We start from the raw sequence: 24438 nt of genomic DNA, 5'->3' as shown, positions 1-24438 counted from the left end.
AAATCGGTTGATAGTTTAGACTATCGACCGATTTTTTGTTTTCATCTGCCATTAACCGTGAAGCCTTCCAACGTAACCCGGTTGCGGCCACGCTGTTTTGATAGGTATAAGCTGCGGTCGGCCATCTTATAAATGTCATGGGCATTATATTGATCAGGCTGACTATTGGCTTGCCCCGCCGAAACGGTAACGCTGATTGAGGAACTGTCAACTAAAAAGGATAACTTACTGATTCGCTGACGGACGTGATTAGCTAATTCGGCGGCGAATTTTTTATCAGAGCAATCCGCTTTAACAATTAAGCAAAACTCCTCGCCGCCGATTCGGTACGCGGTGGTTTCGTAGGGGGTACTGGCGGCAAAATGGGCTAACTCCTGTGCCACTGCCTTGAGTACGGTGTTGCCGACCAGATGGCCATAGTGATCGTTGACCTGCTTGAAGAGATCGATATCGAACTCATACACGGCGTAGGGTTCTTGGTTGGTTTGAAACTTGCTGTAGGCACTGTCCAAATCTTCATCAAACTTGCTGAAGTTGTACAGTTGGGTCAAGCCGTCCAGTTTTGCCAACGTAGCGGTACGCTGACTTCTTTCTAGCTGTCGGGTTGTAGCCAGAGTATATTCGATGCCCAAAATACTGAGAATGACCAGAGAAGTCATTTGCCGCAGCCAGAAATAGGGGTCAGCCGGTGCTGCAAAGATACTAATGATCAGCGCAAAGGAAACGAAGCCCATTACGGCCATGCCGAGATACATCAATGGCGGATGTTTAAACAGGGTGTCACCCCAGTGATAGCTGATATAAAGAACGGCGATGAAGGCTAAACTGGCAGTGAAGGTATAGGCGTTAAAATGTGATGAGTATAAGAAAACGTAGCCGAACATCATCAGGCCTTCAACGACAACTTCAAACCATAAATCAAGGTACACATTAAGTAGAAATGAACTCACAATGAGCATGTTTAAAAAAGTCCAGTGCATCCCGAAAGCGGTTGGTGCCACAGTGGAATTTAACCACGATTCTCCCCAGAGATAAATAAAGTACAGCGTGCAGAGTGTTGTTTCTACGACTGGTCTGTAACGGTTGATCCAAGAATTAGTCAGGCCCTCCAGCCAGATTAAAACGGAAATTGAACCGCTAAGAACAATGATGTTTGTAAATAATGAAAGGATAAAAGACGCCCAGATGTTTACCGACCCCATAATGATTGCCCCTTTGCTGATATCTCGGTCATTTTGATTCAATAATACCAGAATTGTATGCCAGATTAAAACGTACACTTGTTATTATAACTGTTGTCATATGTATAAGTAAAATATGGCTTAAATCACTATGATAAAAGCGCCTGATATTCCCATTGGATTGGCTGAATATCAGACGCTTTTATTATACCCTTAATTAAGCTTCATCGTTATCGGATTCGGGATCCGTTTCCGGTGCAGCCTTGATTAATTTCAATTTCTTTTTGTTGATCACAACACGATCGTGGTACTTGTCCAGAATCTCTGTATCATCACTTTTAAAAGTGATCATAAAAGAATTTTGATACGCTTTATCGATGAACCCGGTAAAGTCTTGGCCTTCCAGCTTAAAACTCACTTGATCGCCAATTTTCATTGAACTCATCTCCCAAAATTAAACATTCATATAAGTTACTCGAAATTTGATAATTTGTCAATGAATTGACGCCTTTTTAATTGAAAATTTGGACTTTGTGACTTTTTGTAAGGGTTTACGGTTGAAGATTCACTTATCACTCGATATAATTAGAATTGTAACATAGGACTATTCTTTCTGAGTTATTGCGGGGTTTTTTTGCAGTAGCTCAAGCTAGACAATCTGCTTATGTGAATAGCATAACGAGTCTAGTCAATAATGTCAGGGGGGGTATCATGTTAAATGTTGGTTTAACCGTTTTAGGCCTATCACGGTTTCAGTTTGCCATGACGACTGTATTCCACTTTTTCTTCGTACCATTTTCAATTGGTTTAGCATTTGTTGTCGCCGTCATGGAAACAATGTACGTGGCCAAAAAAGACGAGGCTTACAAGAAGATGGCCCAATTTTGGGGCAAAATGTTCCTGTACAGTTTCGCAGTTGGTGTTGTGACTGGGATTATCCAGGAATTCCAATTCGGGATGAACTGGTCGGAATACTCACGGTTTATGGGTGATATCTTTGGTGCACCATTAGCCATCGAAGCGTTAGCGGCTTTCTTCTTGGAGTCGACGTTCATTGGCCTGTGGATGTTCACCTGGGAACGCTTTAAACCGGGGATTCACGCACTGTTTATCTGGTTAGTAGCAATCGGCTCATCGCTGTCTGCGGTTTGGATCTTAGCTGCTAACAGTTTCATGCAAAATCCAGTGGGCTTTGCCATCAACAAATCCACTGGCCGAGTCGTCATGACCAGCTTCAGTGCCGTGGTTAAGAACCCGCAGCTGTGGCTGGAATTACCTCACGTTCTCATGGGGGCTGGCATCACCGCGTCGTTCGTGGTTGCTGGGTGTTCAGCATGGCGCCTGTTAAAGAAGGACCACGAATCTTTCTACCGGAAGTCATTGAACGTGGCATTAGTAATCGGCTTGATTGCAAGTTTGGGTTCTATTGCTTCTGGTGATTATCAGACCCGTTACTTGATCAATCAGCAACCAATGAAGTTTGCTGCTATGGAAGGTTTGTACAAGGATTCAACGAATAAGGGTGAATGGTCGGTTTACAGCAGTTTCAACACGAAGCAGCACAAGACCGTTTCATCATTAGACGTTCCGTACGTTTTGAACATTTTAAGCTATCATAAATTATCCGGTACGGTTAAGGGGCAAAATACGGTTAATAAAGAACTGCACGCCACTTACGACAAAAAGTTCGGTAAGGATATGAACTACTACGTACCAACGAAGACATTGTTCTGGAGCTTCCGGATCATGGCGGTTTCTGGCGGGCTATTTGCTTTAATTGCCATCGTCGGGCTGTTCTTTAACCGGAAGAAGTCACAGGCTATCATGAAGCAACGGTGGTTCCTGTACATTATGGGACTCATGCTGTGGCTGCCATTCATCGTTAACACGGCTGGCTGGTTTGTCACTGAATTTGGGCGCTATCCATGGGTCGTTTATGGCTTATTGACCATTGCTGACGCTGTTTCACCAACGTCGACCGTGGGCTCGCTGCTATTTACGAATATCGTTTACTTCTTACTCTTTGCGGGATTGGGACTTGTCATGATCGTTTTATCTCACCGTGTTCTCAAGGCTGGGCCAGATGCTGTTCAAATGAACGGCTACTCGTCTGAAGATACCGATGGCAAGACCGAAGATCCTTACGGAACGGAGGCGTTTAACCATGACTAGTACACAAATTCTCTGGTTTTTACTGATTGGTGTGCTGTTTAGCGGTTTCTTCTTCCTTGAAGGTTTTGACTTCGGGATCGGGATGGCTGTTCGGTTCTTTGGCCGTAATACTGCTGAACGTGACACCATTATTCAAACGATTGGTCCGCACTGGGATGGCAACGAAGTTTGGCTGATCACAGCCGGCGGTGCCATGTTCGCGTCATTTCCAATGTGGTATGCATCCTTATTCTCAGGTTATTACCTAGTATTGTTCCTGATCTTAGTTGCCCTGATCTTCCGTGGCGTGTCGTTTGAATTCCGCGCTAACATGAAGACTGAGACCTGGCGGAACTTCTGGGAATGGGCTGCAACTATTGGCAGCTTCTGCGCCGCTTTCTTATTCGGTATGATGTTCACCAGCATGATTGAAGGTGTGCCAATGGATGCCAAGGGTAACATCTTTGGTTCCTTCACCACCTACGTTAACTGGTTCTCACTGGTCGGTGGTGTCGCCGTTACCCTGATGTGCCTGATTCACGGTCTGAACTTCTTGCAGCTCAAGACTTTAGGCACGTTACGTGACCGGGCACAGGCCTGGAACAAGGTTTTATACCCCGTTTTGATCGTGGGCGAAGTCCTGTTCGTAGTCCTGCTGTACATCTCAACTGATTTCTTCGATAAGAAATCTGCTTCAACCTGGTCAATCTTGATTGTTTTAGTCTTATTGACCCTGATTGCATGGTGGGGCGTGATGAAGGCCCACAACTGGACTGCCTTTATTGCCAGTGGATTATCTCTGATCAGTATCGTGGTTTTGATCTTCAACGGGTTATTCCCACGGGTCATGATTGCTACAAACCCTGCTCACTCAATTTTGATTAAAGATGCTTCGAGTTCGCCATATACGTTGCATATTATGACCATCGTTGCTTTCTCGGTTCTGCCAATTGTACTGGTTTACTTCATTTGGAGTTACTGGGTCTTCTACAAGCGGCTTAAGAGTCCTAAGGCAGCTTAAGTTTTACGCGAATGAATTTAAAATCCCCGAGATCGATGAGATCTAGGGGATTTTATTTCTAACAAAAATAGCTCTTATACAATTAATTCACCTGCAAATGATAGTACCTGAAAGCGGTTAATGCTAAACTGTAATTTGTAAGATATTGGAGGAGAGTAACTTGATAGACAGGCGTTTATTTAAAATTCCGGGGATCACACCCCGGATCGTGATGATCGCAATCTTGACCTTGATCCAAGCGGTCATGATCGTGATCCAAGCGCGGGCATTGTCGATTGCCGTGGTGCGGCTGTGGGACTTAAAGCCGCTGGTGACGATTACGACGCCCACCATCGTTTTCATACTGAGCTTTCTGTGCCGGCATCTGATTACGGTAGCGCAGAACCGGTCGTTTTATCCCTTCGTGGAGAAGACCACTGGTAAGATGCGCGAACAGCTGATGACCAAGCTATTTCGACTGGGTCCCAGCTTGGTTGAGAAGACCGGTACCGGGAACATGGTCACCATGGCGCTTGAGGGAATCGATAAAGTTCAGACGTACCTGATGCTGATCGTCATCAAAATCATGGACATGGGGATCACGCCATGGGTCATTCTGCTCTACATTGCCTTTATGCAGTGGAAAGAAGCCGCTTTTTTGCTGATCATTTATCCGGTTATTATTTTATTTATGATCATTCTCGGCTTGGCGGCTAAGAGTAAAGCGGACCGTCAGTACGCTGGGTACCAGCGGTTATCCAACAACTTCGTGGATACCTTGCGCGGATTAGGTACCTTAAAACAGCTGGGGTTGTCTAAACGGTATGCCGGTAACGTTTATAGCGTCAGTGAAGACTACCGTAAAGAAACCATGGCAACGTTGCGGATAGCCATGACGTCAACCTTCGCGCTGGACTTCTTTACCACGCTTTCAGTTGCCGTGGTAGCGGTCTTCCTGGGTTTCGACTTAATGGACGGTAAAATCATGCTGCTGCCAGCGTTGACTATTTTAACCTTGGCACCAGACTACTTTTTGCCAGTCCGGAACTTCGCCAATGATTACCACGCTACCTTAAATGGGAAGAACGCGCTGCAGGCGGTACTGGATGTTTTAGAGACACCGGAAACTAAAAACCGCGATGAACTGAAACAGCTGAATTGGCAGGCGGATTCAACGATTAAATTCGACGACGTTTCGTTAACCTATGGGGACGTAGACACGCCAACGCTGAGTCATATTTCCTTTGACGTCCACGGTTTCCAAAAAGTGGGGATTATTGGCGCGTCCGGTTCTGGCAAATCCACGTTGATTAATTTGGTTGGCGGTTTCTTAACGCCGGATGAACCGGGGCACGTCAGTTTAAACAGTCAAAAATTGCCGCACCTCAGCCAAGAAGCGTGGCAGCATAACAGTATTTACATTCCCCAATCACCGTACCTGTTTCACGCGACCTTGCGGGAGAATGTCAGTTTTTATAAACCAAACGCGGATGACGCTACTATTAAGACTGCCTGTGATAAGGCCGGCTTGACGGACTGGATTGCTGAGCTGCCCAAGGGGCTAGACACTATGATTGGGGAAGGCTCCCGTGGGGTCAGTGGTGGTCAGGCACAGCGGATTGCGCTGGCGCGGGCCTTTCTGGATGACAGCCGGAAAGTACTGCTATTCGACGAACCTACGGCGCATTTGGATATTGAAACTGAAGCGGCTTTAAAGGAAGATATGCTGCCGTTACTGGACAACCGGCTGGTGTTCTTTGCCACCCATCGGCTGCACTGGATCAATCAAATGGATTATGTCTTAGTGATGGATCACGGCCGGCTGGTTGAGCAGGGGACGCCGGCTGAATTAGCCCAGCACGATGGTCCTTACACTAAATTACGCTCGGAAATGGGGGGATTGCATGCACTCGATTAAACAGACTTTTGCTCATGATACCTGGGTCATGCCGTATCTGCGCAAATATAAGTGGCTGCTAGTGCTGGTGCTATTCCTCGGGATGATGACCTTTCTGTCCGCTGCTGCTTTGATGTTTAACTCTGGTTATCTGATCAGTGAAGCGGCCCGTCGTCCTGGCAACATCATCTACATTTACGTACCAGTGGTATTGGCACGGGCTTTCGGGATCGCACGACCGGTTTTTCGCTATTCTGAGCGGTTAACCTCCCACAACTGGGTGTTACGGATTGTTTCTGATTTTCGTAAGAAGCTATACCAAGCCGTTGAAGTGAAAGCTTCAGCCATTAAACAAACCCACCAGACGGGTGATATTTTAAGCATCTTAGCCGATGACATTGACCACATCGAAAACCTCTATCTGCGAACGGTGTTTCCAATCGTAGTGGGCTGGCTGCTGTATTTGTTCATCATTATTGGCGTGGGCGTTTTCAGCTGGCCCGTAGCCTTGCTGATGGCCCTGCTGCTTGGGATGATCGTACTGGTCATTCCGCTGCTGTCAGTGGCTGTTAACGGTGCCCGTGAATTTAAGCAGAAACAGATTCAGTCTAACTCTTATACTAATTTAACGGATGAAGTCTTAGGCTTAACTGACTGGGTGATTTCCGGCCGTTATAACGACTTTATGACGCTGCAGAAAAAGCCCATCAACAGCATTGCAAAACTCCGTCGGAAGGATCACTTCTTTCAGTGGTGGCGAGGATTTAGCGTTCAGTTCTTCTTCTTGCTGGCAGTTTTGACCTTACTGATTTGGTCAGGGACCACCTTTACCGCGACAAAGGGAATGGCTAACTGGGTGGCAGCCTTTGCGCTGACGCTGTTTCCAATCGTTGAGCCGTTTCTGGAGGTCAGTCAAGGGGCCAGCGAATGGCCGATTTACCGCCAGTCCATCGAACGGGTCAACCAGCTGTCTAACGACCAGCCGAAGGCAACGCCGCAGTCGACGTTAAGGTTACCCGTTGGTGAAATCAAGGTGGATCACGTGACCTTTAATTATCCTGGTGATGATAAGACCATCTTGAAAGACGTTTCGCTGAACATTAAACGGGGCGAAAAGATTGCTCTACTGGGACCTAGCGGCACTGGTAAGAGCACGCTGCTGAAGCTATTACTGGGGGATCAAACGCCCACCGTGGGTTCTGTCACCATTAACGGCACCCCCGTCAGTGAACTGCAGCAGCAGCGGGCACAGCTCTTTGGTGTGCTGGATCAGCAGCCGTACCTGTTTGATACGTCAGTGATGAATAATATTCGCCTAGGGAATCTGAACGCCACGGATGAACAGGTGAAAGCGGCGGTGGAGGCGGTTGAACTGAAATCGCTGATTGAATCGCTGCCGGATGGTTACGACACGGAAGTGCAGGAGTCCGGTACCCGGTTCTCCGGTGGTGAGCGGCAACGGTTATCGCTGGCAAGAATCCTGTTGCAGGACGCGCCAATCATCGTTTTGGATGAACCTACCGTTAGCCTGGATCCGATTACCGAACGGCAGCTGCTGGACACGGTGTTCAAAGTGCTTCGTGATAAGACGATTATCTGGGTCACGCACCATTTGGCCGGTATCGACCACGTGGATCAGGTTCGCTTCCTGGAAGATGGCGTCTTTGATATGCAGGGTACACCGCAAGCACTGTATCGGGATGAACCACGGTTTAGGAAACTGTATGAACTTGATGCGGGTAAAAATGAGTGAGTGTGACACAACTCGGTAGATTCCAGAATGTAACGTAAACAAGCCATTTCGACGTTTTTTGTCGGAGTGGCTTGTTTACGTTACATGGCAGGAAAAATCTGAGTTGTGGAACAGGTTAAGGCTATATTCAAGTAATGAACTAAAGCAAATTTTAGGATGTGTTTTAGTTAAGAGGTTAAATTAAATCCATATATATAGACTTATGTCACATGCTAAATTTTAACTAACTGATCAGTAAACTTTCGGATGTTGTCCCGTGCGTCACCGAAGGGCAATTGGTCTAACAACTCCTTGGTGTGCACGGTTAGACGGTGTAGTTGTTCTTGCGACACGTTGTGGTCCAGTTGGTCTTGAAGCGATTTAATATCGCTGAGCGTCAGTTCCTGCTGCTTTTTTAGAATCCGTTGGATTGAGGGTTGGTCCAACGCCAGAATGACTGGCAGCGGATATTGCCCGTTTTGCAGGAGGGCTAACAGCCCCTTAGCATTGTTAAAGGTCAGCTGAATATCCTGGGCGACCTGATAGGCATTGCCAATGGCCGCACCTAACTCGGCACTGAGGTTGACTAATTTAGTATCAGCACCCGCGGTTTTAGCACCTTGTTCGGCGCTAAAACGAAAGGCTTCACCGGTGCGCTGGTTGATTTCAGTGAAATAGTCGGCGGCGGTTTCCGTTAAATCAAAGCGGTGCTGCAGCTGATCGAAGTGCCCGGAAAGAATCCGCTGCATGACGTTGAGGTGTTCGGTGAATGCCGCTGATGCAGGTTGGGCTTTCAGAATCTCCTCGAAGTAGCGGGTGAACAGGTAATCGCCGGCATAAATGGCGTTGCGCTGCTGATTGTTCTGCCCCAAATGGGGGACGGCCAGTTTGTCGTCTGAAACCTGGTCGTGAAACTGAACGGCCAGGTGCAGCAGTTCCTGAGCACTGGCACCGACTAATAGCTGATCAGCGTCCTGATTTGGCCCCAGACCGGCGAACAAGTAAAAGGTGCCCGGCCGCAGAAACTTGCCACCCGACTGCAGAAGTTTTAATATTTTAATATGTATGGGCTGATCGGGCAGGTCAATGGTTTTCAGCAGGTAATCCTGTAACTGCTGAAGCCGTTGCTGGACCTGCGGGGTTGCTGCCCAAAATGATAGATTCATCAGTGTACTCCTTTACAAAGCGTTATGTTTAAGATACAAAGCTCACGCAACAATGTCAATTCTAGCGTCACTATTTCTTGGAGGTTAATTATGTCTGTAAATGTTTTTTTGGAACTCGTGGAGGCTAAAGCTAAAATTGCTTCCGTTTGGCCATTTTTCATGGGACTGTTCTTTTCGTACTACGTTTTCGGTCAAGTCAATTGGCCGTTAGCCATCACCTTCTTCGTGGCGATGCTGCTGTTTAATATGGCGGTGGATGCCCACGACAACTATTCTGATTACCGTGGCGCGACGGATGAAGCCGCGGAATGGAAGAAAAAGACCAACATCATCGGCGTGCATCATCTGTCCGTTAAGCTGATCCGTAACCTGATTATTCTGATGGCCGGCAGCGCCGCCGTTTTGGGAATCTTATTAGTGATTGAAACCGGCTGGCCGCTGCTGGTGATGGGGATGTTTTGCTTTCTAGTGGGATACTGCTATTCCGCAGGGCCACGGCCGATTTCCACCACGCCCTTTGGTGAAGCCTTTTCGGGGCTGACCATGGGCTTTGTGATCACTTTAATCTCCGTTTATATCAATACTTATCCGGTTCAGCCGCTAACCTGGTCACTGTTTTTTAAAGTCCTGCTGACTTCCGGCATTGCGGTGTTTGCCATTGCTAACATTATGCTGGCAAATAACCTCTGTGACGCGGAGGAAGATAGGACACTGAACCGAAAAACCATCGTGTATTACTTCGGTAAACCGGCTATGCTCAAAGTCTTCATTGCCGATTATGTTGCTGGCTATTTATGTTTGATTGCCAGTGTGGTCTTGGGCTATTTGCCCATCATGAGCCTTCTGGTGTTATTCAGCATTCCAATTGTTTCTCGCAATACCCGTGCTTTCATGGTTAAACAAGTTAAAAAGGAAACCTTCAAATATGCGGTTCAAAATTCTCTGATGATGGCATTATTCTGTATTATCTGTATCGGCATCGGCACAATTTTAGGCTGGTAAAAGTGTCTTCAGATTGGCAAAACGATGATTTATCGGGTACACTAAACATAAGTCATTAACGTAGTACTGAAGCTATTTAGGAGGCAGCAATCGATGAAGTTATTGGAAGATCGAATCAAACGCGACGGCACTGTTTTACCTGGTGAAGTGTTGAAAGTGGATAACTTTTTGAACCATCAAGTTGATCCCCAATTAATGTACGAAATCGGCGGCGAATTTAAACGGCTGTTTGAAGACGCTGGCGTGACCCGGATTTTGACCGTTGAGTCGTCCGGAATAGCGCCCGCTTTGATGGCGGGGCTGCGAATGAACGTTCCAGTGGTGTTTGCCAGAAAGCACCGGTCATTGACACTGACCGATAATTTGTACACCGCAACGGTTTATTCGTACACGAAACAGGTCAACAACGATATCAGTATTGATAAGCGGTTTATTGATCCGGACGATAAGATCTTGATCATCGATGACTTTTTAGCTAACGGTCAAGCCGTTCAGGGAATGCTGGAAATTTGCAAGGCCGCACAGGTTGAAGTTGCCGGGGTCGGCGTTGTGATTGAAAAGCGGTTCCAGAAGGGCCATCAAATGGTGCTGGATCAAGGCATCCATCTGGAAGCTCTAGCAAGCATTGCTTCACTAGACGATAACCAGGTCACCTTTGCAGCTCCCGACGCCAAATAACCGTCAATAGTTTGACCCATCAACCGGCACTGTAGGATTGGAGGCGAGACCATGATTTGGACTTTAATTATAATCTTTGCCATTAGTTTCGTTTATATCACGTTAAACACGCTTCGATTTATGCTCACCATGAAGGGCTACCGTAACTTGGCGCCAATTTTGAGTGTGCTGGAAATTATTGTTTACGTCCTGGGCTTAGCCATGGTTTTGAACCGGCTGGATAACGTCTGGAATATCATTGCTTATGCTTTAGGCTACGGTGTTGGTGTTCGGGTCGGCATTCTAATTGAAGATAAGCTGGCACTGGGGTATATTATGGCTACCGTTATCCTCCCAAGTACCGACAGTGAGTTACCGAAGATCTTGCGGGCGAGCGGCTTCGGGGTGACCCAAAGCCACGCTGAAGGGCTGGAAGGTGACCGGCTGGTGTTAGACATTTTGACGCCGAGAAATCAGGAACGGCGGCTGTACGCCATCGTCAATGATCGCGAACCGAAAGCCTTTATCATCACCTACGAGCCGAAATATATTTCTGGAGGTTTCTGGGTCAAACGGGTCCGCCGGCGGTTTCGGCAGTAGCTTGAGAACTAAATATTTTTAAAGATTCAGCAAATTACTAGTACAATTTGTAAGTAAAGTTATAATGAAATTAAAAGATCATCTTTTATTGATAAGAAGGTAGTGAACAAATTTGGACAATCATGTTTTGTATCCAGGAGGCACCATTGGGGTAATCGGCGACAGTACGGACGGACCAATGATCGTGTCAGCGGCACGCCAGGCTGGTTTCAAAGTGGGCGCGTACGGCCCTGATGAAACGAGCGAAATGCTGCAATTAGCTGATTTTAAGATCGTCGGTGAACTGTCTGACCACGACCGGTTAACTGATTTCGCGGAGCGGTGCGATTTGGTAACTTACGATTCTCAACATCTTAGTCCTGACGTTCTATCCGTTATCGAAGGAACCACTGTGTTACCGCAGGGTTCTGATTTTCAGATGATGATGCAGGACCGTTTACTGGAGCGGGCTTTTTACGAACAGTTAAACGTTAATATTCCGCCGTACGCGACGATCGTTAGTCTTGATGACGTTTACCAATCCATTAACTCCATTGGTTATCCAAGCGTGCTTAAGCCGATTCAAAAGGATCTGGTTCACGGCCAAGAAATGACGATCCGGACCCAGACCGATATTGCGCAGGCCGCTGGTTTAATGGACTGGGGGACTTACATTTTGGAGTCCACCGTTGATTATTTGCGGGAATTTACGTTGACGGTCGCACGGGCAGCAAACGGCGAAGCCAGTCTGTTCCCGCCAGTAGAAATCAAACGCCAGAACGGGCAAATGACCTGGGCTTATCTGCCAGTGTCAGTTGATCCCGACGTTCAAGCGGAAATGGATCGCATCTGTCACGAAATCGTGGCTAACGTGAAGTACGTCGGCGTGTTTGAAGTTGATTTTATGATCAACGACAACGGGTCGATCTACGTCAAGCAGATCATTCCAACCTTTGGTGAAGCTGGCCGGATCTTTGACCGGGCAACGACCGTTAGTCAATTCGAACAGCACATTCGTGCCATTGCCGGCATGCCGCTAAGCGACGTTCAGGTGCTGAAGCCCACCGTCATGGCGGCGTTTACGCAGAATCAGGCAAGCGCCATGAGAACGCAGTGGACGCTGAAGCCTAACTGGCACTTCTACTTCTATCGTCAGGGCCATCAAGATTTGGACAGTCAAAAGCTGGCGGGTCATATTCTGGTTCAGGGCGACGATGTTAACAAACTGCTGGAGCAGCTGGAAGACACTGAGATCTGGTCACAGGGGTCAGCAGATTCTGAAATTGAATAATGAATGGGTACTCTCACAGGGGTACCTTTTTTATTGCGAACATACGTTTATTTTTTACGATAAAAGTGTTGCTTTATGATTCAAGATAGGCGACAATTTTAATAGTGATTTTAATATAATGCGCGCTGGTGGCTGTGTCATCAGCGCGGTAGTAATTGTACAAACAAGAGAGGAATAATACTGTGGCTGAATCTGCATTGTTAGCAAAACTGAATAAGGAACAACGGGAAGCCGTTGAACACACTGAGGGGCCGCTGCTGATCATGGCCGGTGCCGGCAGTGGTAAGACGCGGGTATTGACTCACCGGATTGCTTACCTGATTGAGAAGGGGATTATGCCGTGGCACGTTTTGGCCATCACCTTTACCAATAAGGCGGCTAAGGAAATGCGTGAACGGATCGTGAACTTGTTAGGACCAGAAGGTAACGATGTCTGGGCCTCAACCTTCCATGCGCTGTGCGTGCGGATCCTGCGTCGCCACGCTGATAAATTAGGCTATAACCGGGCGTTTACGATTGCTGATACCAGTGACCAGCGGACGTTGATGAAGCGGGTGCTGGCCGACATGAACGTGGACACCAAGCAGTTTGATCCACGGGCAATATTAGGTAAGATTTCCAACGCTAAAAACGAACTGAAGACACCGAAGCAGCTGGCTAAAGAAGCCGGTAATCCCATGGATGACATTACCGCGCGGGCTTACGATGCTTACCAAAATGGCCTGCAGCGTAATCAAGCCATGGATTTCGATGATCTGATCATGCTGACGATTCAGTTATTTAAAGAACACAAGGACGTGCTGGCAGAGTATCAGAAAAAGTTCCAGTACATTCACGTGGACGAATATCAAGATACCAACGACGCGCAGTATACGCTGGTGAACATGCTGGCCCAAGAACACCATAACCTCTGTGTGGTGGGTGATTCCGACCAAAGTATTTACGGTTGGCGTGGCGCGAACATTGAAAACATCATGAACTTTGAAAAGGACTATCCGGATGCTCACGTGACCATGCTGGAGCAGAACTACCGGTCGACCAAGACGATTCTGGACGCTGCTAATCAAGTGATCAAAAACAACGGCTACCGGAAGGATAAGAACCTTTGGACCGAAAATGATCAGGGTGAAAAGATTCATTATTACCGCGGTCAAAGTGAAAATGATGAAGCTCGGTACGTGGTTTCCCAGATTCAGGATTTGATGCACGAACAGCATTACCAATACGGTGATTTTGCAGTCCTGTACCGGACTAACGCCCAGTCACGGGTAATGGAAGAGACGCTGGTCAAGGCCAACGTTCCCTATACCATTGTCGGCGGCCATAAGTTCTACGACCGTAAAGAAATCAAAGACATGCTGGCGTATTTGACGCTGGTTGCCAACGGAGCTGACACCATCAGTTTGGAACGGGTGATCAACGAACCCAAGCGAGGCATCGGTAACGGCTCATTAACTAAATTACGGACATTTGCCCAGGAGAATGGCTGGTCAGAATTCGAAGCTGCCGTGAACGTTGATGTCGCTAACGATATTTCCAGCCGTGCCCGGGGTGCCATCGGCGGTTTTGCCACGACGATTCAAAAACTGCAGGCCATTGCTGGCGACAGTACGGTGACCGAACTGACCGAACAAATTTTAGATACCACCGGCTATAAAGCGGCATTGCAAGCTTCCAGAAGTCTGGAGTCAGAAACCCGACTGGAAAACATTCAGGAATTTCTGTCCGTTACCCAGAAGTTTGATGAATCTTATGATGCAGAGGGCAGTGATTCCGGTGACCGGATCGTTGATTTTCTGGCTGACTTGGCATTAGTTTCCGACCAAGACGACGTGGAAGAAGAACCGGCACAGGTCACGCTGATGACCTTGCATGCTGCCAAGGGACTGGAATTCCCAGTGGTCTTTCTCATTGGTATGGAAGAGGGAATTTTCCCGCTGAGCCGTGCCATGGAAGATCACGACCAGCTGGAAGAAGAACGGCGGCTGGCTTACGTGGGAATTACCCGTGCCAAGCAGCGATTGTTTTTGACTAACGCCTTTTCACGGATGCTTTACGGCCGTCCGCAAAGGAACCCGCAATCCCGCTTTATTGAAGAAATTGAGCCAGATCTGCTGCAAATGGATAATCGGACTAATCCCGGTGAAAACACAGCAACCTCGCTGCGAACACCGTTTGACCGGCGCACTGCATCGGCCACCGCAACCACTTATCACCAAAAACGTTCCAGTGCAGTTGCGGCTAACAGCGGTACCGGCGCTGATAAACAGGCTTGGCGGACTGGCGATAAGGTTAGTCATAAGAAGTGGGGTACTGGAACCGTGGTTAAGATCAACGGTACCGGTGAAGATATGGAACTTGATATTGCTTTCCCACAGGAAGGTGTCAAAAGACTATTAGCTGCCTTTGCACCAATCACAAAGGTGGAAGAATAACAGGGGTGTTGAAATGGAACCATCACTAGATTCTCTAACAAAAGCAGAAGCAGAGGCCTTAGCCGCGAAACTCCGTCCGCAGCTGCGTGCTTGGGGAGAGGCTTACTACAGTGAGGACGCCCCAACTGTTGAGGACTCGGTTTACGATCAAAAGTATGCTCAGCTAGTGGCAATTGAAACTAAGTACCCAGATTTGATCACGCCGGACTCGCCCACCCAAAACGTGGGCGGCGACGTCTCGTCTGACTTTTCCAAGGTGACCCATGAGATCCCGATGCTGTCATTGGGCGACGTGTTTTCCAAGGAAGAACTAGCTGATTTTGTGGACCATATTACGGAAAACGAAGCTGGTACGTATAACTGTGAGCTGAAAATCGATGGTTTAGCAATTTCGTTACGCTACGTTGACGGCAAACTCGTTCAGGGGTCTACTCGGGGCAATGGCCAGATTGGTGAAGACATTACCGCTAATTTGAAGACCATTCCGTCGATTCCCACTGAGCTGAGTCGGCCGCTGACGATCGAAGTCCGTGGTGAGTGCTACATGCCTAAAGCGTCATTTATTGAACTGAACAAGCGGCGGGATGCGGAAGGCAAATCGGTTTTTGCTAACCCGCGGAACGCGGCTGCCGGCAGTTTGCGGCAACTGAACACAAAAGTAACAGCGGAACGGAAGCTCAGTACGTTTATGTACAACGTGGCGGATTACGAACCGCTGAATACCCGGACGCAAAGCGGCCTGATCGATGAGCTGGCTGAACTGGGCTTTACCACTAACCCGAAGTACCGGGTTGCTCATAACATGGACGAAATCAACGCTTACATTGATGAATACACGCAGCAGCGTGATGATTTATCGTATGGGATTGACGGTATCGTGGTGAAAGTTAATTCACTGCCCGTTCAACGGTCAATGGGGGCCACGGTGAAGGTACCTCGTTGGGCGATTGCTTACAAGTTCCCGCCGGAGGAGGCTGAAACCGTCGTTCATGATATTGAATGGACGGTTGGCCGCACGGGTGTTGTGACGCCAACCGCAATCATGGATCCGGTTCAATTAGCCGGTACCACGGTTGCTCGGGCGACGCTGCACAACCCGGATTATTTGACTGAAAAGGATATTCGAATCAATGACACGGTGATGCTGCACAAAGCGGGCGACATTATTCCGGAAATTTCCAATTACATTGTTAGCAAGCGGCCGGCAGACAGTGAACCCTACGTCATTCCAACGCAGTGTCCATCCTGCGGCGCGGCCCTGGTTCATTTGGACGGGGAAGTTGCCCTGCGCTGCATCAACCCGCGCTGCCCAAAGCAGTTGACTGAGCAGATGACCCACTTTGCGTCACGAAATGCCATGGATATTGATGGCCTCGGTCCGCGAATCATTGGGCAATTATTTGAGAAGAAGTACGTTTCGGACGTGGCCGATTTATATGACCTGACTTTCGACCAATTAGTCACGTTAGACAAATTTGGCGAAAAATCTGCTAATAATTTATTAAATGCGCTGGATAACAGTCGCAATAATTCACTAGAACGCTTATTATTTGGATTAGGGATTCGTCACGTGGGCAATAAAGCAGCTCGGCTGATTGCTGCTCACTTTAATACCATGGCTAATGTCATGGCCGCCAGTCAGGAAGAAATCGCGGAGATCGATTCGGTCGGCGATACGATTGCTGATAGTCTGGTAACCTACTTTAGCAACGATGGCGCACGACAGCTGATTGCCGAACTGGAAGAACGCGGGGTCAACATGACGTATACGTCTGGCGCTGAACAAGCGGCACCAACTAACGGTTTCTTTAACGGTAAACGCGTTGTTTTGACTGGTAAATTAACCAACATGACCCGCGGTGAAGCTGGCGAGTGGCTGGAAGCTCAAGGCGCGGATGTCACTAGCAGCGTGTCAAAAAAGACGGATCTTGTAATCGCGGGAACCGATGCCGGCAGTAAGTTAACCAAGGCAGAAGCGCTCGACGTACCAGTCTGGAACGAGGAACGGTTTGCAGCCGAGATGGCGTCTCAGACTGAAGATGGAGGAAAGAAGTAATGAAACGATTTAAAGCCTTATTTGTAATGGCAGTCTGCGGTCTCTTATTGAGTGCCTGCGGTAATTTAGGTAGTTCTAGCGGTACCAGTACTGGCGGCAGCAGTACGAATAAAGGGACACAGCTTACCGGTCAGGCTGCTTCGGGAGATTATCAAAGCGTCATCAAAAACGGCCGGTATGTCACGAGCAAGTCTCGTCGGGTCAACGTTACACAAAACGATAATCAGTTTAACCTGAAGAGTTTCGAAAGCGGTTTGCTGACCGTTTCGAAGAAGGTTTATTCACCAAGTAAGTACATCTTTGAAGAGGGTCAATATTTAAATACCAGTACCGTGCAAAACTGGCTGGGTCGAAAGTCCAAGTCGAACCCGGATGGTTTAAATCCCGTGAACAACGGTAAAACTGGTGCGAATACCCGGAACCCGATTTACCTGCAGCAGATTGAAGAGCAGGATTTCATGAAGCAGAGCGGTAAAAAGCTGACGCTGTCGGGTGTGACGGTTGGATTAGGAATGAATTCGATTGATTATTATCAAAAAAAAAAGTTCGGTTCAACGTTCCAGACCAAAATCAGTAAAGCTGAATCTGCCCGGGAAGGACGTCAGATTGCCAATGAAGTGCTGGCACGCCTGCGTCAAAAACCAGCGCTGAAGAACGTTCCCATTACGATTGCGCTTTATCGGCAGGCGCCTAACGACAGCTTAGTCGGCGGCAGTTTCTTCTCTTATTCCAATAATAAGGGCGGTGCTACCAAGGTGAACTCGTGGAAGCCAATCAGTGAAAAGAATTACGTTTACCCAACCACGTCGTCTAAATCAAACGCTGGTAACTCAAACGACGAAGCTTCCTTTGAAAACTTTAAGAATCAGATTCAAAACTACTTCCCTAATTTGAGTGGGGTGACTGCTCAGGCACACTACACTAACAAGCAACTGACCGGGATGAACGTCAGCATTACAACGCAGTTCTACAGTGAAACGGAAATCATTAGCTTCACGCAGTATCTGCAGCAGGCAGCTCAAAAGTACTTGCCTTCCAACGCGCCAATTGACATTACCGTCAGTTCAACCGAAGGGGTTCAAAGTTTCTTGAGCCGTGACAATGGCCAAAAGAAGTTTACCTCTCACGTCTTTAACAGTTATTGATAAAAAATTTGGCTTAACTCAAAATAGCACCGGTTCGGACTCAGAAACCGGTGCTATTTTTTGTTAGAATGTGGTAGTATATTTGATGTGTAGCGTAATTTACGCAGAATACTTGTGAAAGAGGGAAACTTGATGGCAAGTCGAATTGATCAAGACCAGGTACAGCACGTTGCCTCGTTAGCGAAGTTAAGTCTGAGCGACGATCAACTGAAGTACTTTACCACCCAATTAGATGAAATTATTGGGTTATTTGAAACCTTAAACGAAGTCGATACTGAAGGTATCGAACCAACTTCAAGCGTCAGTGACCAGATCAACGTTATGAGAGAAGACGTTGCCGATAACTGGGGCCAGCGTGATGCTTTATTGGCTAACGCACCAGAATCTGAAAAAGGCTATATCAGAGTACCAACTATTATTGATGAAAGTGAGGATGAGTAGAAACAATGAACTATTTCGAAAAAGATCTCACATCGCTGCATGATGACTTAGTGGCCAAAAAAATCAGTGTCACTGATTTAGTAAAGGCTACCTTTGATAACATTGCAGCTACTGATCCTGACTTGAACGCTTTTTTGACGCTTAACAAGGACGCAGCTTTGAAGAAGGCTGCTGAAATGGATGAAAAGGGCGTTGATGCAGATAACGTTCTGGCTGGTATTCCACTGGCAATCAAGGACAATATCGTGACCAAGGGACTGACAACAACAGCTGCTTCTAAGATGCTGGAAAACTTCGTGCCAGTTTACGATGCAACGGTTGTTAGCACCCTAAATGATAAGGGCATTATTAACGTCGGCAAGACCAACATGGATGAATTCGCCATGGGCGGTTCAACCGAAAATTCAGCTTTCAAAACCACTAAAAACGCATGGGATTACACCCGCGTACCCGGTGGTTCATCAGGTGGTTCAGCAGCTGCTGTGGCCTCTGGTGAAGTGATCGCTGCCTTCGGTTCCGATACCGGTGGTTCGATTCGTCAGCCATCATCATTTAACGGGATCGTTGGGATGAAGCCAACTTACGGCCGAATTTCACGGTGGGGCCTGATTGCCTTTGCCTCAAGCCTTGATGAAATTGGTCCAATGACCCGGACAGTTAAGGATAACGCTATTTTGCTATCCGCTGTTGCCGGTCATGATGACCATGATCTGACCACTTCAACTAAAGAAGTGCCGGATTTTGCTGCCGAACTGAACGACCAGACCAGCGTTAAGGGTATGAAAATCGGTTTACCTAAGGAATTCTTAGGCGAAGGTGTCGACCAAGAGGTTAAAGACGCTATTTTGGCCGCTGCTGATAAATACCGTGAACTGGGTGCAACGGTTGACGAAGTTTCATTGCCGCATAATAAGTACGGCGTTGCCGCTTACTACATTATTGCCAGTTCTGAAGCTTCATCTAACCTGCAACGGTTTGATGGTATTCGTTACGGTCACCGTTCTGATAACGTCAAGAATCTGGAAGACGTTTACGTGAACTCCCGTACCGAAGGCTTTGGCGATGAAGTTAAGCGTCGGATCATGCTGGGGACGTTCTCGTTGTCAGCCGGTTTCTACGATGCTTACTTCAAGAAGGCCGCTCAAGTCCGGACGTTGATCATCAACGATTTTCAGGCGGTATTAAAGGATCACGACTTTATCATGGGCCCAGTTGCCCCAACACCAGCCTTTAAGATTGGTGAAGAAATCTCTAACCCGATGACGATGTACATGAACGATATTTTAACCATCCCCGTTAACCTTGCTGGCTTGCCAGGAATGTCGATTCCTGCCGGTTTTGCCAAGGGTATGCCAGTGGGCATGCAGCTGATCGGTCGGCCATTTGACGAAAGTACGCTTTACAAAGCGGGCTACGTCTTTGAACAGGCCACTGATTTCCATAAACAAACACCTAAGCAAGGGGGCAATAACTAATGAATTTTAAAACAACTATCGGACTTGAAGTCCACGTTGAATTAAAAACAAATTCAAAGATCTTTAGCCCATCTCCCGTTGAGTTTGGGGACGAACCTAACGCTAACACCAACGTCATCGATTGGGGTTATCCTGGGGTTTTGCCAACCACTAACAAGGGTGTTGTCAAAAGTGGTATCATGGCGGCTTTAGCACTTCACGCGCAAGTTGAACCGCACACTCATTTTGACCGGAAGAACTACTTCTATCCTGATAACCCTAAAGCTTACCAAATTACGCAATCTGATAAGCCAATTGCTCACGATGGCTGGATTGAAATTGACGTTGACGGTGAAAAGAAGCGGGTCGGAATTGCCGAAATGCATATTGAAGAAGATGCCGGTAAGAACACCCACGAACGCGACTATTCATACGTTGACTTGAACCGTCAGGGGACGCCGCTGATTGAAATCGTGTCGAAGCCGGAAATTGCTTCGCCTGATGAAGCCTATGCTTATCTAGAAGCTCTTCGTCAACGGATTCAATTTACCGGGATCTCTGACGTGAAGATGGAAGAAGGTTCCATGCGTGTCGATGTCAACATCTCGATTCGTCCGGAAGGTCAAAAAGAATTTGGGACTAAGACCGAGCTGAAGAACTTGAACTCCTTCAACTACGTTCGTAAAGGTTTGGCATTTGAGGAACAGCGTCAGCAGCGCGTGCTCATGTCTGGCGGTCAGATTCAGCAAGAGACCCGTCGGTTTGACGAAAACACCGGTGAAACCGTGCTGATGCGTGTCAAGGAAGGTTCCGATGATTATCGTTACTTCCCAGAACCCGATTTACCAGCACTGAACATCAGCGACGAATGGGTCAACGAGATCGGTGCTGAAATGCCCGAAATGCCAGGCAGCCGTCGTCAGCGTTACGTCAAAGAACTTGGTTTAACCGACTACGATGCCATGGTTGTTACTCAAACCAAGGAAATGGCTGATTTCTTCGATGAAACCGTCAAGCTTGGTGCTGATCCAAAGTCAGCTGCTAACTACCTTCAAGGTGACGTTAATGCCTTCCTGAACGAACAGCATGCCGACTTGCAGGATACTAAATTGACCCCTGCTAACCTGGCTGGGATGATCAATTTGATCACTGACGGAACCATTTCATCTAAGATGGCCAAAAAGGTCTTCAAAGCAATCACCCAAGGTAAGGAACCAAAGGCGTTTGTTGAAGAAAAGGGTCTGATTCAATTATCTGATCCGGCTAAGCTGCAACCAATCATTGATGCCGTACTGGCTGATAACCAGCAATCAATCGATGACTACAACAACGGTAAAGACCGTGCCGTTGGTTATCTCGTCGGTCAAATCATGAAGCAGACTCACGGTAAGGCTAACCCGCAAGTGGTTAACAAGTTGCTGATTGCTTCACTTAAAAAGTAAACGTAGTTGTTTAATAATGGAGGGAAACACTTATGCGGAAACGTGCGCGAGTGATATATAATCCTTCGTCTGGCCGGGAGGCTTTGAAGAAGGATATGATCGATATTTTAGGAGTCTTTGAGCAGGCGGGGTACGAAACCAGTGCGTTTGCCACGACACCGGCTCCTAATTCGGCACGTGACGAAGCCGAACGGGTGAGTCGCGAAGGCTTTGATCTAGTTGTGGCAGCTGGTGGCGATGGGACTATTAATGAGGTCGTCAACGGAATCGCCGGCTTGAAGAAGCGGCCCAAGATGGCTATTATTCCAGCCGGTACCACCAACGATTACGCCCGTGCACTGCGTATTCCGCGTGAGGATCCGTTAGCGGCGGCGAAAGTCGTTTTAAAGAATCAAACGATCAAAATGGACATTGGCCTGGCAGGGAAAAAATACTTTGTCAACATTGCCGGTGGCGGTCGTTTGACTGAGTTAACCTATGAAGTACCGTCAAACCTGAAAACGTTGTTTGGTTACCTGGCTTACCTGGTAAAGGGTGCGGAACTATTACCGCGAATTCGACCATTCAAGGTTGATCTGAAATACGATGGTGAAGAATACGACGGCGAAGCATCCATGTTTTTCTTAGCGCTGACCAATTCGGTTGGGGGCTTTGAACAGATTGTTCCGGATGCCTCGTTAAACGACGGTAAGTTCACCATGATCATTGTCAAAACCAGTAACTTAGCTGAAATTTTGCGTCTTTTGACCCTCGTGTTAAACGGCGGCAAGCACATTAACGATCCGCGGATTATTTATCGTAAAGTGCATAAGGTTGAAGCTAAACCTAAGGGTGACTCTAAGATCATGATCAATTTGGATGGCGAATATGGCGGCGATGCCCCAATGACCTTTGTTAATCTGAAGCAGCATATCGAAACTTATGCTAATTTAGATGCTATTCCAAACGCACAGGTAGAAACTGAAACCCCTGAAGTACTTGAAGCTGAGCGTAAATTCTTGGCGGGTGTTCAAGAACTGCCAGAGGGCCAAGAAACAAAGAAATAGTATTTTAGGTATGAATTGAGAGGGTTTTGCTGTATGATACGTAAGGCAGCAAAACCTTTCTTTTGGTTAAAACAAGGAGATTTTAATGAAAATACAAGCACCAGTAGCAAAAAACGAAACGTATACGGGTACCGTTATGGACCTGACCTATGAAGGTAACGGCGTGGTTAAGATTGACAATTACTCATTGTTTATCGCTAACGCTTTACCCGGTGAAGAGATTAAATTCGTGGTTACAAAGGTCGGCAAGAGCTTTGGCTTTGGCCGTGTCCTGGAACATTTGACCACCTCACCAGACCGGGCCGAAATCGACGTTAAGGATCGTAAGCTCGCACAAGCGGGTATTGCTCCCTTACAGCACATGAAGTATCCGGCACAACTGCGTTTCAAACAGCATCAGATTCAATCGTTATTGGCCAAGAATAAACTTGACCTGAGCGTGTCTGATACGATTGGTATGGAAACCCCTTACCATTACCGTAATAAGGCTCAAATCCCTGTTCGGATGGTTAAGGGTCAGTTGGAAACTGGTTTTTATCGCCAGCATTCCCACGATTTAGTACCGTTGACTGATTTTTATATCCAAGATCCAAGAATCGACAAGGCCATTGTCATCGTACGAGATATTTTACGTGCCGAGGGTATTCCAGCCTATGATGAACGTACTCACAAGGGCATTATTCGTAACGTGATGGTTCGTCAGAGTTACTACGAAAAAGAAATGATGATTGGTTTGATCACCAATTCTCACACGCTGCCTCGTTCAAAGGAAATCGTTGCTCAGATTTCTGAAGAACTGCCAGAAGTGACTAGCATTATTCAAAACGTTAACAACCGGCCAACCAACGTGATTATGGGACCCATCACCAACGTGCTGTATGGTGAACCCGTTATCCATGATTCACTATTAAGCAACCGCTTTGAAATTTCTGCTCGGTCATTTTACCAGGTTAATCCAGTGCAGACTGAAAAGCTCTACCAATTGGCCATTGACCGTGCCGGCTTAACTGGCAACGAAACTGTTATCGATGCTTATTGCGGGATCGGTACGATTTCCTTAGCAATGGCGCGTCATGCTAAAGAAGTCTACGGGGTTGAAGTGATTTCCACCGCTGTGGAAGATGCCAAGAAGAACGCAAAGCTGAACGGCTTAACAAACCTGCATTTTGAAACCAATAAGGCCGAGTACCAAATGGCTGAATGGCAAAAGCAAGGCTTAAAGCCGGACGTCATCGTTGTTGATCCGCCACGTAAGGGGTTGGATGAAACGTTGATTGAAAGTGCGGCCGCAATGCAGCCAAAGAAGATCGTTTACGTTAGTTGTAACCCATCAACACTGATTCGTGATATTCAGCGCTTTGGTGATGAAGGCTACCACGTGACTGAACCTATTCAGCCCGTTGACCAATTCCCGCAAACGCCGCATATTGAATCTGTGACGTTGTTGGAGAAAGATTAAAGATTTGCAAACAAACGATTCGAAATACAATTCGAAATTGATAAGGATGGGCAAGCTTTCTTGACTCAACTAAGATGAAGATGTTTATCCAATTCAATACTTGTATCTAGCCTAAAGCCGGCCATAACTCAGATTTCGGCCAAACAACAAGATAGCGACCAGTTTTCCAAGTTCAGGAAACCTGTCGCTATCTTGTTGTTTTCTGGAATCTAACCGAGTTATGACCTGGTCTCTTTTTTATTATTTCAAGCCCTTGATTACTCACTATGTTTTAATCTATAATCTATTCAACGTAACCACACAC

General features: G+C 47.2%; 19 protein-coding genes. 16 read left to right on the top strand and 3 right to left on the bottom strand.

Annotation, left to right across the window (positions count from 1 at the left end; genetic code table 11):
* Window positions 1-41: 41 nt before the first annotated feature.
* Entirely contained in the window at window positions 42-1202 is a 1161-nt protein-coding gene (locus tag JUE95_RS03705; protein WP_203649283.1) for a GGDEF domain-containing protein, read from the bottom strand.
* A 196-nt stretch (window positions 1203-1398) separates the two neighbouring features.
* Window positions 1399-1617, bottom strand: a complete 219-nt coding sequence (locus JUE95_RS03700; RefSeq protein WP_203649281.1) for a DUF2187 family protein — start codon at window positions 1615-1617, stop codon at window positions 1399-1401.
* Window positions 1618-1892: 275 nt separating this feature from the next.
* On the opposite strand from JUE95_RS03700, the gene JUE95_RS03695 reads away from it, so the two are divergent.
* From JUE95_RS03695 to cydC, 4 genes are all read left to right on the top strand, one after another.
* The gene (locus JUE95_RS03695) at window positions 1893-3353 is read left to right on the top strand and encodes a cytochrome ubiquinol oxidase subunit I (protein WP_203649279.1); all 1461 of its coding nucleotides are present in this window, start codon (window positions 1893-1895) and stop codon (window positions 3351-3353) included.
* Window positions 3346-4353: a cytochrome d ubiquinol oxidase subunit II gene (gene cydB, locus JUE95_RS03690; protein ID WP_203649277.1), complete on the top strand. Its 1008-nt coding sequence runs from the start codon at window positions 3346-3348 to the stop codon at window positions 4351-4353. Before JUE95_RS03695 ends, cydB begins: the two co-directional genes overlap by 8 nt.
* 160 nt (window positions 4354-4513) lie before the next feature.
* Window positions 4514-6250 carry a thiol reductant ABC exporter subunit CydD gene (gene cydD / locus JUE95_RS03685; RefSeq protein ID WP_203649275.1) on the top strand — a complete coding sequence of 579 codons (1737 nt, stop codon included), beginning with the start codon at window positions 4514-4516 and terminating at the stop codon, window positions 6248-6250.
* Window positions 6237-7982, top strand: a complete 1746-nt coding sequence (cydC, locus tag JUE95_RS03680; protein WP_203649273.1) for a thiol reductant ABC exporter subunit CydC — start codon at window positions 6237-6239, stop codon at window positions 7980-7982. The genes cydD and cydC overlap by 14 nt, the downstream gene beginning before the upstream one ends.
* A 212-nt stretch (window positions 7983-8194) precedes the next feature.
* Here the strand turns inward: cydC and JUE95_RS03675 are convergent, their stop codons facing one another.
* Window positions 8195-9127: a polyprenyl synthetase family protein gene (locus JUE95_RS03675; protein ID WP_203649272.1), complete on the bottom strand. Its 933-nt coding sequence runs from the start codon at window positions 9125-9127 to the stop codon at window positions 8195-8197.
* Window positions 9128-9217: 90 nt separating this feature from the next.
* Here JUE95_RS03675 and JUE95_RS03670 point away from each other — a divergent pair, with 90 nt between their 5' ends.
* The 12 genes from JUE95_RS03670 (at window position 9218) to rlmD (ending at window position 24134) form a co-directional block, all read left to right on the top strand.
* The gene (locus JUE95_RS03670; protein WP_203649271.1) at window positions 9218-10129 is read left to right on the top strand and encodes a 1,4-dihydroxy-2-naphthoate polyprenyltransferase; all 912 of its coding nucleotides are present in this window, start codon (window positions 9218-9220) and stop codon (window positions 10127-10129) included.
* Between the two features lie 93 nt (window positions 10130-10222).
* The gene (locus JUE95_RS03665; protein WP_203649270.1) at window positions 10223-10807 is read left to right on the top strand and encodes a xanthine phosphoribosyltransferase; all 585 of its coding nucleotides are present in this window, start codon (window positions 10223-10225) and stop codon (window positions 10805-10807) included.
* Between the two features lie 51 nt (window positions 10808-10858).
* Window positions 10859-11386 (top strand): DUF2179 domain-containing protein, encoded by a 528-nt coding sequence (locus tag JUE95_RS03660; RefSeq protein WP_203649269.1) that lies wholly within the window; start codon window positions 10859-10861, stop codon window positions 11384-11386.
* A gap of 112 nt (window positions 11387-11498) precedes the next feature.
* On the top strand, window positions 11499-12656 hold the full coding sequence (locus tag JUE95_RS03655; protein ID WP_203649268.1) for an ATP-grasp domain-containing protein: 1158 nt from the start codon (window positions 11499-11501) through the stop codon (window positions 12654-12656).
* A 182-nt stretch (window positions 12657-12838) separates the two neighbouring features.
* Window positions 12839-15091, top strand: a complete 2253-nt coding sequence (gene pcrA, locus JUE95_RS03650) for a DNA helicase PcrA (protein WP_203649267.1) — start codon at window positions 12839-12841, stop codon at window positions 15089-15091.
* A 13-nt stretch (window positions 15092-15104) separates the two neighbouring features.
* The gene (gene ligA, locus JUE95_RS03645; RefSeq protein WP_203649265.1) at window positions 15105-17147 is read left to right on the top strand and encodes an NAD-dependent DNA ligase LigA; all 2043 of its coding nucleotides are present in this window, start codon (window positions 15105-15107) and stop codon (window positions 17145-17147) included.
* On the top strand, window positions 17147-18292 hold the full coding sequence (locus tag JUE95_RS03640) for a CamS family sex pheromone protein (RefSeq protein ID WP_203649264.1): 1146 nt from the start codon (window positions 17147-17149) through the stop codon (window positions 18290-18292). The genes ligA and JUE95_RS03640 overlap by 1 nt, the downstream gene beginning before the upstream one ends.
* A 132-nt stretch (window positions 18293-18424) precedes the next feature.
* Window positions 18425-18733, top strand: coding sequence for an Asp-tRNA(Asn)/Glu-tRNA(Gln) amidotransferase subunit GatC (gene gatC, locus JUE95_RS03635; RefSeq protein ID WP_203649263.1), 309 nt, complete (start codon window positions 18425-18427; stop codon window positions 18731-18733).
* 5 nt (window positions 18734-18738) lie between these two features.
* A complete protein-coding gene (gene gatA / locus JUE95_RS03630; protein WP_203649262.1) occupies window positions 18739-20208 on the top strand; it encodes an Asp-tRNA(Asn)/Glu-tRNA(Gln) amidotransferase subunit GatA in 1470 nt (489 codons plus the stop codon).
* Window positions 20208-21629, top strand: coding sequence for an Asp-tRNA(Asn)/Glu-tRNA(Gln) amidotransferase subunit GatB (gene gatB, locus JUE95_RS03625; protein WP_203649261.1), 1422 nt, complete (start codon window positions 20208-20210; stop codon window positions 21627-21629). The genes gatA and gatB overlap by 1 nt, the downstream gene beginning before the upstream one ends.
* Window positions 21630-21661: 32 nt before the next feature.
* Window positions 21662-22675, top strand: a complete 1014-nt coding sequence (locus JUE95_RS03620) for a diacylglycerol kinase (RefSeq protein WP_203649260.1) — start codon at window positions 21662-21664, stop codon at window positions 22673-22675.
* Window positions 22676-22760: 85 nt separating this feature from the next.
* A complete protein-coding gene (gene rlmD / locus JUE95_RS03615; RefSeq protein WP_203649259.1) occupies window positions 22761-24134 on the top strand; it encodes a 23S rRNA (uracil(1939)-C(5))-methyltransferase RlmD in 1374 nt (457 codons plus the stop codon).
* Window positions 24135-24438: the final 304 nt, after the last annotated feature.

Source organism: Secundilactobacillus yichangensis, from assembly GCF_016861565.1.
GTDB classification, from domain to species: Bacteria; Bacillota; Bacilli; order Lactobacillales; family Lactobacillaceae; genus Secundilactobacillus; species Secundilactobacillus yichangensis.
The sequence above is the reverse complement of the archived record's forward strand: the minus strand, read 5'-3'. Positions and strand labels throughout refer to the sequence as shown.